Annotated in this window: 13 protein-coding genes; 6 read left to right on the top strand and 7 right to left on the bottom strand. The window is 71.6% G+C overall.

All coding sequences use genetic code 11. The features are described 5' to 3' along the window. The first annotated feature begins 19 nt into the window (after positions 1–19). Positions 20–832 (top strand): isoprenyl transferase, encoded by an 813-nt coding sequence (locus tag ACFZAT_RS17585; RefSeq protein ID WP_391265134.1) that lies wholly within the window; start codon positions 20–22, stop codon positions 830–832. A 63-nt stretch (positions 833–895) separates the two neighbouring features. Next, on the top strand, positions 896–1,426 hold the full coding sequence (locus ACFZAT_RS17580; protein ID WP_391265133.1) for a hypothetical protein: 531 nt from the start codon (positions 896–898) through the stop codon (positions 1,424–1,426). Between the two features lie 168 nt (positions 1,427–1,594). On the opposite strand, the gene ACFZAT_RS17575 is transcribed toward ACFZAT_RS17580, so the two are convergent. The 4 genes from ACFZAT_RS17575 to ACFZAT_RS17560 all read right to left on the bottom strand — a co-directional run bounded on the left by ACFZAT_RS17575 (position 1,595) and on the right by ACFZAT_RS17560 (position 4,780). Beyond that, a complete protein-coding gene (locus ACFZAT_RS17575) occupies positions 1,595–2,029 on the bottom strand; it encodes a Fur family transcriptional regulator (RefSeq protein WP_018103273.1) in 435 nt (144 codons plus the stop codon). Between the two features lie 65 nt (positions 2,030–2,094). Beyond that, positions 2,095–2,988 (bottom strand): iron chelate uptake ABC transporter family permease subunit, encoded by an 894-nt coding sequence (locus ACFZAT_RS17570; protein ID WP_391265132.1) that lies wholly within the window; start codon positions 2,986–2,988, stop codon positions 2,095–2,097. 2 nt (positions 2,989–2,990) lie between these two features. Beyond that, the gene (locus ACFZAT_RS17565; RefSeq protein ID WP_391265131.1) at positions 2,991–3,773 is read right to left on the bottom strand and encodes an ATP-binding cassette domain-containing protein; all 783 of its coding nucleotides are present in this window, start codon (positions 3,771–3,773) and stop codon (positions 2,991–2,993) included. Between the two features lie 53 nt (positions 3,774–3,826). Then, the gene (locus tag ACFZAT_RS17560; protein WP_391265130.1) at positions 3,827–4,780 is read right to left on the bottom strand and encodes a metal ABC transporter solute-binding protein, Zn/Mn family; all 954 of its coding nucleotides are present in this window, start codon (positions 4,778–4,780) and stop codon (positions 3,827–3,829) included. A gap of 143 nt (positions 4,781–4,923) precedes the next feature. Between ACFZAT_RS17560 and ACFZAT_RS17555 the strand changes: the two genes are divergently transcribed. Further along, positions 4,924–6,306 (top strand): glycine--tRNA ligase, encoded by a 1,383-nt coding sequence (locus ACFZAT_RS17555; protein WP_161212400.1) that lies wholly within the window; start codon positions 4,924–4,926, stop codon positions 6,304–6,306. A 237-nt stretch (positions 6,307–6,543) separates the two neighbouring features. Further along, positions 6,544–6,777: a DUF6243 family protein gene (locus ACFZAT_RS17550; protein ID WP_391265129.1), complete on the top strand. Its 234-nt coding sequence runs from the start codon at positions 6,544–6,546 to the stop codon at positions 6,775–6,777. 106 nt (positions 6,778–6,883) lie between these two features. Here the strand turns inward: ACFZAT_RS17550 and ACFZAT_RS17545 are convergent, their stop codons facing one another. Then, on the bottom strand, positions 6,884–8,305 hold the full coding sequence (locus ACFZAT_RS17545; RefSeq protein ID WP_391265299.1) for an MFS transporter: 1,422 nt from the start codon (positions 8,303–8,305) through the stop codon (positions 6,884–6,886). 163 nt (positions 8,306–8,468) lie between these two features. Here ACFZAT_RS17545 and ACFZAT_RS17540 point away from each other — a divergent pair, with 163 nt between their 5' ends. Then, a complete protein-coding gene (locus ACFZAT_RS17540) occupies positions 8,469–9,359 on the top strand; it encodes a helix-turn-helix domain-containing protein (RefSeq protein ID WP_391265128.1) in 891 nt (296 codons plus the stop codon). Here ACFZAT_RS17540 and ACFZAT_RS17535 read toward each other — a convergent pair. Both ACFZAT_RS17535 and bla read right to left on the bottom strand, forming a co-directional pair. Beyond that, positions 9,329–10,810 (bottom strand): DHA2 family efflux MFS transporter permease subunit, encoded by a 1,482-nt coding sequence (locus tag ACFZAT_RS17535; RefSeq protein ID WP_391265127.1) that lies wholly within the window; start codon positions 10,808–10,810, stop codon positions 9,329–9,331. The two genes, ACFZAT_RS17540 and ACFZAT_RS17535, sit on opposite strands and share 31 nt — an antisense overlap. A 15-nt stretch (positions 10,811–10,825) precedes the next feature. Further along, complete coding sequence (gene bla, locus ACFZAT_RS17530; protein ID WP_391265126.1) at positions 10,826–11,746, bottom strand: class A beta-lactamase; 921 nt, start codon at positions 11,744–11,746, stop codon at positions 10,826–10,828. A gap of 141 nt (positions 11,747–11,887) precedes the next feature. On the opposite strand from bla, the gene dusB reads away from it, so the two are divergent. Beyond that, positions 11,888–13,036: a tRNA dihydrouridine synthase DusB gene (gene dusB, locus ACFZAT_RS17525; RefSeq protein WP_391265125.1), complete on the top strand. Its 1,149-nt coding sequence runs from the start codon at positions 11,888–11,890 to the stop codon at positions 13,034–13,036. Positions 13,037–13,382 lie beyond the last annotated feature (346 nt).

Raw genomic sequence — 13,382 nt, 5'->3', positions numbered from 1 at the left:
CAGGGAGACTGAGAAGCTCATGGCAGTACGCGGGATGCTCGGCGGCCGTAACCGGCGCGACTACAAGACCCCGGAGCCGCACCCGTCCGGTGCCGTGCCCCCGAAGATCCCCGGTGAGCTGGTGCCCAAGCACGTCGCCATCGTGATGGACGGCAACGGCCGCTGGGCGAAGGAGCGCGGCCTGCCGCGCACCGAAGGCCACAAGGTCGGCGAGGGCGTCGTCATGGACGTGCTCAAGGGCTGCATCGAGATGGGCGTCAAGAACCTCTCGCTGTACGCCTTCTCGACGGAGAACTGGAAGCGGTCCCCGGAGGAGGTGAAGTTCCTGATGAACTTCAACCGGGACGTCATCCGCCGCCGTCGTGACGAGATGGACGAGCTCGGCATCCGCATCCGCTGGGTGGGCCGCATGCCCAAGCTGTGGAAGTCCGTCGTCCAGGAGCTCCAGGTCGCCCAGGAGCAGACCAAGGGCAACGACAAGATGACGCTGTACTTCTGCGTCAACTACGGCGGCCGGGCCGAGATCGCGGACGCCGCCCAGCGGATCGCGCAGGACGTCGCCGCCGGGCGGCTCGACCCGTCGAAGGTCAACGAGAAGACGTTCGCGAAGTACATCTACTACCCGGACATGCCGGACGTGGACCTCTTCGTGCGCCCCAGCGGCGAGCAGCGCACCTCGAACTACCTGATCTGGCAGAGCGCGTACGCCGAGATGGTCTTCCAGGACGTGCTGTGGCCGGACTTCGACCGCCGCGACCTGTGGCGCGCCTGTCTGGAATTCGCCCAGCGCGACCGGCGGTTCGGCGGCGCCGAAGAGGTCGCGGCGAAATAGGGTCCCGTTGCCCGAGCCTCTGCCGCTACGATCACGGCCCTTTCACATACGTCAGGTGGGGCCATGAACGAACAGCAGGGTGCCGTGCGGGGAGCGGTCGAACTGAGATACCGTCCGGAGTTGCGCGATTACACGACCGCGCTCCGCGCCCGCAACCGGGTCAGCGCCTCGGGCAGGCGGCAGCGGGTCCTGGGGGTGGTCGCGACGGGATGCGGCGTCGTGGCCACCTCACTGTCGCTGGCGAAAGGCGACGATGTACCGGTGCCCCTGCTGGCGGCGTTGCTGATCTGCGGCCCGCTGCTGTTCCTCGGTCCGTGGCTGCTGGCGCGTCAGCTGTTCCGGTTCGTACGGCGGCAGGGCGAGTTCCGGGTGCGGGTCGAGGAGTCGGGCGTCGCCGTCGACACGGACAGCACGAGTGCGGTCGTCAAGTGGCGGGCGCAGCCGCGGTACGTGGAGACGGCGGACCTGTTCGTGATGTTCAGCGACGACCGGAACGCCACCGGGGTGACCGTGATAGCCAAGCGGGGCGCCCGGGACAGGTCCGATGTGGACCGCGTGCGGGAGATCTTCGACCGGAATCTGACGAAGGTCTGACCGGACGGGGCGGGATCCGCCCCGTCCGGCACTAGGGGGTGTCTTGCCGATCATGGCCGGGTCCGCGGGGTGTGGCACGCGCGTCTGCCGCGTTGTCGCCCTCCTCCGCCTTGCAGCCACACGCACCACACCCCGCTCCCTGATCCAGCCTGATCCAAACGAAAGGCCCTAGTTCTCGCCGCTCGCGCAGTCCGCGCAGGTGCCGAAGACCTCGACCGTGTGTGCCACGTTGACGAAGCCGTGCTGGCTGGCGATCGTCTCCGCCCACTGCTCGACCACGGGCCCCTCGACCTCGACCGCCTTGCCGCACATGCGGCAGACCAGGTGGTGGTGGTGCTCGCCGGTGGAGCAGCGCCGGTAGACGGACTCGCCCTCCGTGGTGCGCAGGACGTCCACCTCGCCGGCGTCCGCGAGGGACTGGAGCGTGCGGTAGACGGTCGTCAGGCCGACCGAGTCCCCCCGGTGCTTGAGGACGTCGTGCAGCTCCTGGGCGCTGCGGAACTCGTCCACCTCGTCGAGTGCCGCCGCGACGGCTGCCCGCTGCCGGGTCGAGCGGCCGCGTACCGGAGCCGCGTTCGTACCACTGATCGGCGCCGTCGCCACAGGAGCCTCCTCGTGTCGCCCGTACATCTGTCGGGCCATTGTGCCAGCCCGCCCCATCCGGGGGATCAGACTCGGACGTCGTCCGGTGCCGGGCGGGCCGCCGGTACTTCCAGGGTGCACCGCTCCGCCTCGGTCTCGCCGCGTCGGGCCCGGCCGCGGGCGAGCGGGGCGGCGAGCAGCGTCAGGACGACGAAGACCCCGATGGCCAGCAGCACGATCGTCGCGCCGGGCGGAACGTCCTGGTAGTACGAGGTGATGGTGCCGGACAGGGTGACGCCGACGCCGATGACGACCGCGAGCACGAACGTCACCTTGAAGGACCGGGTGATCTGCTGCGCGGCGGCGACCGGGACCACCATCAGGGCGCTGACCAGCAGCAGCCCGACAACCCGCATCGCGACCGTGACGGTGACCGCGGCGGTGACCGCGACGAGCAGGTTCAGCATCCGCACCGGCAGGCCGGTCACCCGGGCGAACTCCTCGTCCTGGCTGACGGCGAACAGCTGCCGTCGCAGCCCCACCGTCACCAGCAGCACGAACGCGGCGAGCAGCGAGATCGAGGTGATGTCCTCGGAGGAGACCGTGGACAGCGAGCCGAAGAGGTACGAGGTCAGGTTGGCGTTCGAGCCGGTGTCGGAGAGGTTGATCAGCAGGACACCGCCCGCCATGCCGCCGTAGAAGAGCATGGCCAGCGCGATGTCGCCGCGGGTGCGGCCGTACCAGCGGATCAGCTCCATGACGACCGCGCCCGCGACGGCGACCGCGGTGGCCATCCAGACCGGGCTGGTGGAGAGCAGGAAGCCGAGGCCGACGCCGGTCATCGCGATGTGGCCGATGCCGTCGCCCATCAGGGCCTGCCGGCGCTGCACGAGGTAGATGCCGACGGCGGGCGCGATGACGCCGACCAGCACGGCGGCGAGCAGCGCCCGCTGCATGAAGGGAGGGTCGAGGAATTCCATGGTCAGCTCAGCAGTCCCGTCCGGACGGGCTCGGAAGCCGCGTGGGGGTGTACGTGGTCGTGGCCGGGCAGCGCGTGCTGGCCGACGGCCTTCGGGGGCGGCCCGTCGTGCAGGACGCAGCCGTCCCGCAGCACGACCGCCCGGTCGATCAGGGGCTCCAGCGGGCCCAGCTCGTGCAGGACGAGGAGCACGGTGGCGCCGCCGGCGACCTGCCCGCGCAGGGTGGCGGCCAGGATCTCCTGGCTGGCCAGGTCCACGCCCGCCATCGGCTCGTCCATGATCAGGAGTTCCGGTTCGGCGGCGAGCGCGCGGGCGATCAGCACGCGCTGGTGCTGGCCGCCGGAGAGGGCGTTCACCGAGTCCTTCGCGCGGTCGGCGAGGCCGACGAGCTCGATGGCCCGGTCGACGGCGGCGCGGTCGGCCTTGCGGAGGAGGCCCAGCCGGGCGCGGGAGAGCCGCCCGGCGGAGACGACCTCGCGGATCGTGGCGGGCACGCCGCCGGCCGCCGTGGTGCGCTGCGGTACGTAGCCGACCCGGGCCCAGTCGCGGAAGCGGCGCAGCGGGGTGCCGAAGAGCTCGACGGTGCCGCCGGTCAGGGGGACCTGGCCGATGACGGAGCGGACGGCGGTGGACTTGCCGGAGCCGTTCGCGCCGAGCAGGGCGACGACCTCGCCCCGGCGCACGGTCAGGTCGACGCCGCGCAGCACGGGGCGCGAGCCCAGGGTGGCGGTGGCGTCGCGTACGGCGATCACGGGTTCGCCGGCGGGGTGCTGGGGCTCGGGCATGAGCGCCTCCGATGCTGCGCGGTTCGGTACGACGGGTGCGGTGCGGTCGTCGCTCACTTCGCGCCGAGCGCCGAGCGCAGGGCGGCGAGGTTGGACTTCATGACCTCGATGTAGTCATCGCCCTTGGAGCTGTCGGTGATTCCCTCCAGCGGGTCCAGGACGTCGGTCTTCAGGCCGGTGTCGCGGGCGACGGTCTTCGCGGTCCTGTCACTGGCCAGCGTCTCGAAGAAGACGGTGGTGACCTTCTTCTTCCCGGCGATGGAGTGCAGGGCGCTGATACGGGCGGGGCTGGGCTCGGCCTCGGGGTCGATCCCGGCGATGCCCTCCTGGGTGAGGCCGTAGCGCTCGGCGAGGTAGCCGAAGGCGGAGTGCGTGGTGATGAACGTCTTCGTCGCGGTGTTCTCCAGCCCGCTCCGGTACGCGGTGTCGAGCGCGCCCAGTTCCTTGACCAGCGCGTCGGTGTTCTTGCGGTAGTCCGCCGCGTGGTCCGGGTCGGTCTTCTCCAGGGACTTGCCGACGCCCTTGGCGACCTCGGTGTACTTCACCGGGTCCAGCCAGATGTGCGGGTCGGCGCCGGCCTCGTCGCCCTCGTGCTCGTGGCCGTGCTCGTCGCCGCCGGTCTCGGTGCCGTGGTCCTCCAGCGTGGTGAGCGTCGCGGCGTCGAGGGTGTGGGAGGCGCCGGACTGCTTGATCGCCTCGTCCACGGCGGGCTGGAGGCCCTTGAGGTAGAGGATGAAGTCCGCGTCGGTGAGCCTGCCGGTCTGCCGGGGGCTGAGCTCCAGGTCGTGGGGTTCCACGCCGGGCTTGGTGAGGCTGGTGACCGAGACGTGGTCGCCGCCTATGCGCTCGGCCAGGAACTGCATCGGATAGAAGGACGCCACCACGTCCAGCCGGCCGTCGCCCTTGTGGTCGGAGCTGTCGGGCGACGAGCAGGCGGTGACGGCGGTGAGGCCGAGCGCGACCGCGCCGGTGACGGCGGCGGCCGGTATGAGGCGGCGTATGTTCATGACACTCATTTTCAACAAAAGTGGAAACGATTGTCAACAAGCGGGGATCGAGGCCGGGACCGATACCGATTTGATCGAAGGGGAGTGGCCGCCGGTAATCTGGGCCATTCGCCCGCCCGTTCCGTCGTAATGAAGAGAGCACCGTGGCCGCCGACAAGATCGACACCATCGTCAGCCTGAGCAAGCGCCGTGGCTTCGTCTACCCCTGCAGCGAGATCTACGGTGGTCAGAAGGCCGCCTGGGACTACGGGCCGCTGGGCGTCGAGCTCAAGGAGAACCTGAAGCGCCAGTGGTGGCGCTACATGGTCACCTCCCGCGAGGACGTCGTCGGCATCGACTCGTCGGTCATCCTGGCCCCCGAGGTGTGGGTGGCGTCCGGCCACGTCGCCACGTTCTCCGACCCGCTGACCGAGTGCACCTCCTGCCACAAGCGCTACCGCGCGGACCACCTGGAGGAGGCGTACGAGGAGAAGCACGGCAAGGCGCCCGCGAACGGCCTCGCCGACCTCAACTGCCCCAACTGCGGCAACAAGGGCACCTTCACCGAGCCCAAGCAGTTCTCCGGCCTGCTCTCCACCCACCTCGGCCCGACCCAGGACTCCGGCTCGGTCGCCTATCTGCGCCCCGAGACCGCCCAGGGCATCTTCACCAACTTCTCCCAGGTGCTGACCACCGCGCGCAAGAAGCCCCCGTTCGGCATCGCGCAGATGGGCAAGTCCTTCCGCAACGAGATCACTCCGGGCAACTTCATCTTCCGCACGCGCGAATTCGAGCAGATGGAGATGGAGTTCTTCGTCAAGCCGGGCGAGGACGAGCAGTGGCAGGAGTACTGGATGGAGCAGCGCTGGAACTGGTACACCGGTCTCGGCATGCGCGAGGAGAACATGCGGTGGTTCGAGCACCCGCAGGAGAAGCTCTCCCACTACTCCAAGCGCACCGCTGACATCGAGTACCGCTTCCGCTTCGGCGGCAGCGAGTGGGGCGAGCTGGAGGGCGTCGCCAACCGCACCGACTACGACCTCACCGCCCACTCCAAGGCGTCCGGTACGGACCTCTCCTTCTTCGACCAGGAGAAGAGCGAGCGCTACACCCCGTTCGTCATCGAGCCGGCGGCCGGTGTCGGCCGCGCGATGCTGGCCTTCCTCCTCGACGCGTACAGCGAGGACGAGGCGCCGAACGCGAAGGGCGTCATGGAGAAGCGCGCCGTGATGCGCCTCGACCCGCGCCTGGCGCCGGTCAAGGTCGCGGTCCTGCCGCTCTCCCGCAACCCGCAGCTCTCGCCGAAGGCCAAGGGCCTCGCCGCCGACCTCCGGCAGAACTGGAACATCGAGTTCGACGACGCCGGCGCCATCGGCCGCCGCTACCGCCGCCAGGACGAGATCGGTACGCCGTTCTGCGTCACCGTCGACTTCGACACCCTGGACGACAACGCGGTCACCGTCCGCGAGCGCGACACGATGAAGCAGGAGCGCGTCTCCCTGGACCAGATCCAGGGCTACCTCGCCTCCCGCCTGCTCGGCTGCTGACGCCCGCACCCGCTGAACGGGGCCCCCGCTTCCGCGCCCGCCGCGGAACCGGGGGCCCCGTGCGTCCTGGGGCGGAAAACCGGGTGAGCCGGACGCCCGGTGTGGGTACCGTCCTGCCCATGTATTCGTTCTTCCAGATCTACGAGTGAGAGCGCGGCGGGCCCGACCACCCGCCGCCCCCCGGATCGATCCGAGGTCGCGAGAGACCTCACCGAGACCACACATTGGGAGAACCCCATGGCCAAGAGCCGCAACAACCTCCTCGGCGTCGGCGGACAGCGCAAGAAGCTGTCCCGCGCCGGGGCGCAGGGGGCCGGCCCCGCCGGAGAGGCCGCCGACCGCAGGACGGCCGCCGACCAGAAGCAGGAGCTGCTCCGCAAGATGCGGGAGCGGGCCGCCGGCACCGAGCAGCCCGACGCCGCTGAGGCCGACGCACCGGCCGCGGAGCCGGAGGCCCCGGCGCAGAGCTGACGCCCCGCGCACACACCGAGGCCCCGGCGGGCGGACCACCAGGTCCGCCCGCCGGAGCCGTGCCGTGTTCGCCCCGTCCGGGGCCCCCGCGCCCGCCGGGCGCCCCTCAGCTCACCGTGCGCGGCAGCCGCAGGCTCAGCACGGTCGTCAGGGCGACCGCCGCCAGCTGGACGAGCAGCGTCACGATCAGGGCGTCCCGCATCCCCGACCCCGGCACCAGGGCCAGGAACAGCGAGCCGAGCGTCGCCACGCCCAGGGTCAGCGTCGCCTGCTGGGTCGTCGTCATCACACCGCCCCCCACCCCGGCCCGCTCCGGCGGTACGTCCGACAGGATGATGCGGAAGATGACCGGCAGTTGGAGGCCCTGGCCGAAACCGGCGACCGCCATGCCCGGCAGCAGCCCCGCCATGCCCAGGTCCGGCCAGCCCCGCCACACGGTCAGCGCGAGCACCGCCACGCCCACCGCCTGGATCAGCCCGCCGGCCGTCACGACCCGGCTGCCGTACCGCCGCACCAGCCGGGGACCGGCCAGCGAGGCCACGAAGAAGGCCACCGCCATCGGGGCGATCGACAGGCCGGACCGCGCCGGGCCCAGCTCCAGGCCCTGCTGGAGCGCGACCGCGATGACGAACATGAAGCCGCCGAAGCCCACCGAGAACGGCACCACCAGGACCAGACCGCGCCGCAGCGACTCCAGGCGCAGCAGGCTCGGCGGCACCAGCGGGATCAGCCCGCGCCGGTCCGCCCGCCGCTCCACCCGGTAGAACGCCGCCGCCGCGAACGGGAACAGCGCGAGGGACACCCAGGTCCACAGCGGCCAGCCCGCCGCCCGCCCCTCGGTGAGCGGGGCGAGCAGCGTCAGCAGCGACACCGCGAGCAGCAGCGTGCCCGGTACGTCGATGGGCGCGGGCCGGTCCGCCCGCGTCTCCGGGACCGCGCGCGCCGCCAGCACCAGACCGATCGCCGCGACGGGCACGTTGACCAGGAACACCGACCGCCAGCCCGCGCTCTCGCCGAACACCGAGGAGAGCGGCGCGGCGGCGACCAGGGCCCCGCCCAGGATCTGGCCCGCGACCATGGCGAGCCCGGCCGTCGCCCCGTACAGGCTCATCGCCCGGGCCCTGCGGTGGCCGGAGGTGGCCGCCTGGATGGTGGCGAGGACCTGCGGCAGCATCAGCGCGGCCGCCGCGCCCTGGGCCACCCGCGCCCCGACCAGGGTCCAGGCGGTCGGGGCGAGCCCGCAGGCCAGCGAGGTGAGCCCGAAGGCCGCGATGCCGGCCAGGAAGAGCCGGCGCCGCCCCGCCATGTCACCGAGCCGCCCGCCGAGGACGAGCAGCACGGCGTAGGCGAGGCCGTAGCCCGCGACGACCAGTTCCAGCAGGGCCGGGCCCGCCGCCAGGTCGTGGTCGATGGTGGGCAGGGCCACGTTGACGATGAAGAAGTCGATCAGGGGGAGGGCCGCGCCCAGCAGCACGGTGAACAGTCCCAGCGTGCCGAGCACCGGGGCGGGATGGTCGTGCCGCACCACCGGCGAGGTGGTGGCGCTTGCCGTTGTCGTCCGTACAGAGGATTCACTCACGCCCTCGACGATCGCGCCGCCCGCAGCCTGGTACCAGAGTGTCCTTATCCTGGTACAAGGACCACCAGGCACCGGCCGCCCCGGGCCCGGGCCGGGCCCGCACCCTGGAGGAATGACGACGATGGCGACGCCCCTGACGCAGCCGGCCGCCCCCGGCGGGAGCGAGCCCGACATCCGGCGGCACGAACTCGCGAACTTCCTGCGCAGCCGCCGCGAACGGATCACCCCCGAGCAGGTCGGCCTCGTCCGGGGCCGCCGCAGGCGCACCCCGGGGCTGCGCCGCGAGGAGGTCGCCCAGCTCTCCGCCGTCGGCGTCACCTGGTACACCTGGCTCGAACAGGCCCGGGACATCCAGGTCTCGCCCCAGGTCCTCGACGCCCTCGCCCGCGCCCTGCTCCTGGACCGCAGCGAGCGCAGCCACCTCTTCTCGCTCGCCGCCGCCATCGACCCGGCCCCCGGCACGGACTGCCCGCACGTCACTCCGGCGCTGCGGACGATGCTGCGGCAACTGGAGCCGATCCCCGCCTGCGTGCAGAACAGCCGGTACGACATCCTCGCCCACAACCGCACGTACGGGCGGCTGCTGTGCGACCTGGAGGAGGTCGCGCCCGGGGACCGCAACGTGATGCTGCTCGCCCACACCAACGAGCAGTGGCGGGCCTCCGTCATGGACACCGCCGAGGTGACCCGGTACATCACCGCCAAGTTCCGCGCGGCGATGGCGGAGCACCTCGCCGAGCCCGCCTGGAAGGAACTGCTGGGGCGGCTGGAGGCGGCCTCCGAGGAGTTCCGCGAGAACTGGGCCCGGCACGAGGTCGTCGGGGCGGGCAGCCGGGCCAAGGTCTTCCGCAACGCCTGGGTGGGGCTGCTCCGGGTGGAGGCCACCGACCTCTGGCTCGGCCCCTCGGCCGGACCGCGCCTGGTCAGCTACGCGCCCCGGGACGACGAGACGTACGAGCGGCTGGCGCGCCTTCAGGAACTGGTGCGCGCCGCCGAGGACTGAGCGGACGGCGCGGCGGCCGGGCCCCCGGCCACCGGTTCCGCCAGCCGTTCCGCCGTCCGGCGGGCGGTGGACCGGGCCCAGCGGCCGCTGCTCAGGGCGCCGATCAGCAGGACGGCGAGCCCGCAGCCGGTGACGATCCACCAGCCGGGCCGGCTCGCCGCCACGAAGCCGTCCGAGCCGCCCGGGTCCGCCATGCCCGCCGCCAGGACCGCGCCGATCACGGCGACCCCGAGGGTCTGCCCGATCTGCCGGCTGGTGGAGGCGACGGCGGCCGCGACGCCCGCCTGGGAGCGGGGCATGCCGGAGACGGCGGTGTTGGTGATGGGTGCGTTCACCGAGCCGAAGCCCAGGCCGAACAGCACATACGCGGCGAACATCGAGACCGTCCCGGTCTCCGCGTCGAACGCCGCCAGCATCAGCCCGCTCACCGCCATCGCACCACCCGCGATCAGCAGCGGGATGCGCGGCCCGCGACTGGCGACGAGCCGCCCGGACAGCGGCGAGAGCAGGCACACCACCGCCGCCATGGGCAGCGTGTAGAGCCCGGCGTCCAGCGCGCTCAGGCCCCGGACGTCCTGGAGGTAGAGCGTGTTGAGGAAGAGGAAGCCGCCGAGCGCGGCGAAGGCGCTGACCGCGATGACCGTGGCACCGCTGAACGGCACGCTGTGGAAGAACCGCAGATCGATCAGCGGATCGGCGCGCCGGGGCTCGTACACCAGCAGCCCCACGAGGGCCGCCGCCGCGAGCCCCGCGAAGAGCAGGATCTCGGCGGAGGCCCACCCCTTCTGCGGGGCCTCGATGATCGCGTACGTCAGCGACCCCAGCAGCGTGATCACCAGGAGCTGGCCCAGCGGGTCCGGGCGGCGGGCCCGGTGGGCGCGCGACTCGGGGACGTAACGCCAGGTCAGCAGGAGGGCGGCGAGGCCCACCGGGAGGTTGACCCAGAAGATCGAGCGCCAGCCGACCGAGTCGACCAGGCCGCCGCCGACCACCGGACCGGCCGCCATCGAGATGCCGACGACCCCGCCCCAGACGCCGATCGCCCGGGCGCGTTCGCGGGGGTCGGTGAAGGTGTTGGTGATGATCGACATCGCGACCGGGTTGAGCATCGAGCCGCCCACGGCCTGCACCATCCGGAAGGCGATCAGCGCCTCCAGGCTGGGCGCCAGCGAGCAGAGCGCCGAGCCCAGCGTGAACAGCACCAGGCCCGCCATGAACACCTTCCGCCGGCCGATCCGGTCGGCGGTGGAACCGGCGAGCATCAGCAGGGAGGCGAGGACGAGCGTGTACGCGTCGATCGTCCACTGCATCCCCGCGACGCTCGCGTCGAGGTCCCGGCGCATGGCGGGCAGGGCGACATTCAGGGCGGTGGTGTCGAGGCTGACGATCAGCAGGCTCATGCAGCAGATCGCCAGCACCAGCATCCGCCGCCGGTGGCTGAGCTCAGACATTCATTGATAGTACGACTAACTAACGACTGCTGCCGCCAGTGCCTCCGCCGCGTCCCGCACCAGCGGGTGGTCGCCCGCCGCGTCCGAGGCACCCGCCGGCTTCGTCGTCAGCACCGCGAGCACCACCGGCACCCCGTCCGGCGTCCAGGCGACGCCCACGTCGTTGCACGAGCCGTACGAGCCGCCGCCCGTCTTGTCGGCCACCGTCCACTCCGGCGGCAGCCCGGCCCGGAACCGCGTCCCGCTCGTCCGGCAGTTCAGCAGCCAGTGGGTCAGCAGCGCGCGGTCCCGGCGCTCCAGCGCGTCCCCCAGGACGAGCCGGGCGTAGTCGCGGGCGAGCGCGGACGGGGTCGTGGTGTCCGTGACCCGTCCCGGCTCGGCGGAGTTCAGTACGGGCTCCCAGCGGTCCAGCCGGGTCACCCGGTCGCCCAGCGAGCGGGCGAAGCGGGTGACCGCCTGCGGACCGCCGAGTTCCCGCAGCAGCAGGTTCCCCGCCGTGTTGTCGCTGTCGCCGATGGCGGCGTCGCAGAGCCGGGCGACGCTCAGCCCGCTCGCGAGGTGCTCCGCGGTGTCCGTGACCGGCGAGTCCGAGACGCAGTCCGCCTTCGTGTAATGGATCACCTTCTCCAGGACCTCGCCGTCCCGGTCCAGGTCCCGCAGGACGGCCGCCGCGGCGAGCGTCTTGAACGTGGACAGCATCGGGAAGCGCTCGTCCGCCCGGTGCCGCACCGCGACCCCGGTCGCCACGTTGTACGCGAACGCCCCGACGCGGGCGCCGTGCGTCCGCTCCAGCTCGCGCAGCCGGGCCGTCGTGGGGCCGTCCGCCGAGCGGGCGGTGCCCGCCGTGCCGACGAGCAGCGCGCCGGCGGCCCCGAGCGCGAGCAGTCCGCGACGGCTGGGGGAGCCGGGCGTTAAGCGGGACATGGGTGTCGTCATGAGCTTCGTCTCCTTCGTGGGCCGGCCGGTCGCCGGAATCCCCACGCTACGGCGGGGGTCCGACAGCGCTCCCTCTTTCCCTCGCACCGGCGGGGCGAGACGCCCTGGGGAGCAGTCGTCGGCGTACGGGACAATGGGGCCATGACCACGCTCGCCCCTTCGCCCTCGCTGCTCCGCATCGGCCCGCACACCGTGCAGCCGCCGGTGGTCCTCGCGCCCATGGCCGGCATCACCAACGCCCCCTTCCGCACGCTGTGCCGGGAGTTCTCGGGCGGCAAGGGGCTGTTCGTCAGCGAGATGATCACGACGAGGGCCCTGGTCGAGCGCAACGAGAAGACCATGCAGCTCATCCACTTCGACGCGACCGAGACCCCGCGCTCGATCCAGCTGTACGGAGTGGACCCGGAGACGGTCGGCAAGGCCGTCAGCATGATCGTCGACGAGAACCTCGCCGACCACATCGACCTCAACTTCGGCTGCCCGGTCCCCAAGGTCACGCGCAAGGGCGGCGGCTCGGCCCTCCCGTACAAGCGGCCGCTGCTGCGCGCGATCCTGCACGAGGCGGTCTCCCGGGCCGGAGACCTGCCCGTCACGATCAAGATGCGCAAGGGCATCGACGACGACCACCTGACCTATCTCGACGCCGGCCGGATCGCCGTCGAAGAGGGCGTCACGGCGGTCGCCCTGCACGGCAGGACCACCGCCCAGCACTACGGCGGCACCGCCGACTGGGACGCCATCGCGCGGCTCAAGGAGCACGTCCCGGAGATCCCGGTGCTCGGCAACGGCGACATCTGGTGCGCGGACGATGCCCTGCGCATGATGCGCGAGACCGGCTGCGACGGCGTGGTCGTGGGGCGCGGCTGCCTCGGCCGTCCCTGGCTCTTCGGCGACCTGGTCAGCGCGTTCGAGGGCACGGAGACCCGGCAGGCACCCACGCTGCGCACCGTCGCCGACGTGATGCTGCGGCACGCGACGCTGCTGGGGGAGTGGATCGGTGACGAGGCGCGGGGCGTGATCGACTTCCGCAAGCACGTCGCCTGGTACCTCAAGGGCTTCGCGGTGGGCTCCGAGATGCGCAAGAAGCTGGCGATCACCTCCTCGCTGGAGGAGCTGGGCTCCCAGCTCCAGGAGCTGGACCTCGACCAGCCCTGGCCGGACGGCGCCGACGGACCGCGCGGGCGCACCTCGGGCAACAACCGGGTGGCCCTCCCGGACGGCTGGCTGAAGGACCCGTACGACTGCGCGGGCGTCACCGCCGACGCGGAGCTGGACACCTCCGGAGGCTGAACCGGCGGTCATCGAGATGGGGGGCACTGCGTGCCCCCCATACGCATTTTTGCTCATCTGAGCGGTGCCCCCATCGAGTGATTCTCGCCACCTTGAGACACGTGACGCTCAGATGAGCGCTAAAAAGCGGGCTGCACTTCTCAAAGGGTGGCACTGAGTGCCAGGTATTCGTACTTTGATCGATCGACGCCTCGGTTACTTTCGGCCACCGAATCGCGGATTCCGGTACGCGCTGCGTGATCCTGCGTACGACTCCTGAATGCAGCATTCCGGATGGTTTCCGGGCGGCCGACTTTCGATCTGCTGGCGGACGGGTGGTTACGGCCGTACGACGCGCAAGTGGACG

The organism is Streptomyces sp. NPDC008163 (assembly GCF_042956885.1).
GTDB lineage: Bacteria > Actinomycetota > Actinomycetes > Streptomycetales > Streptomycetaceae > Streptomyces > Streptomyces drozdowiczii_A.
Note: the sequence above shows the minus strand (reverse complement) of the source record. Positions and strands in the feature narration are given on the sequence as shown.

Bases quoted from the DNA above. Each gene is read 5' to 3' on its own strand.
- ACFZAT_RS17560 (WP_391265130.1), bottom strand. From the start codon at position 4,780: ATGAACATACGCCGCCTCATACCGGCCGCCGCCGTCACCGGCGCGGTC.
- ACFZAT_RS17580 (WP_391265133.1), top strand. From the start codon at position 896: ATGAACGAACAGCAGGGTGCCGTGCGGGGAGCGGTCGAACTGAGATAC.
- dusB (WP_391265125.1), top strand. From the start codon at position 11,888: ATGACCACGCTCGCCCCTTCGCCCTCGCTGCTCCGCATCGGCCCGCAC.
- ACFZAT_RS17535 (WP_391265127.1), bottom strand. From the start codon at position 10,810: ATGTCTGAGCTCAGCCACCGGCGGCGGATGCTGGTGCTGGCGATCTGC.
- ACFZAT_RS17540 (WP_391265128.1), top strand. From the start codon at position 8,469: ATGACGACGATGGCGACGCCCCTGACGCAGCCGGCCGCCCCCGGCGGG.
- bla (WP_391265126.1), bottom strand. From the start codon at position 11,746: ATGACGACACCCATGTCCCGCTTAACGCCCGGCTCCCCCAGCCGTCGC.
- ACFZAT_RS17570 (WP_391265132.1), bottom strand. From the start codon at position 2,988: ATGGAATTCCTCGACCCTCCCTTCATGCAGCGGGCGCTGCTCGCCGCC.
- ACFZAT_RS17550 (WP_391265129.1), top strand. From the start codon at position 6,544: ATGGCCAAGAGCCGCAACAACCTCCTCGGCGTCGGCGGACAGCGCAAG.
- ACFZAT_RS17585 (WP_391265134.1), top strand. From the start codon at position 20: ATGGCAGTACGCGGGATGCTCGGCGGCCGTAACCGGCGCGACTACAAG.
- ACFZAT_RS17565 (WP_391265131.1), bottom strand. From the start codon at position 3,773: ATGCCCGAGCCCCAGCACCCCGCCGGCGAACCCGTGATCGCCGTACGC.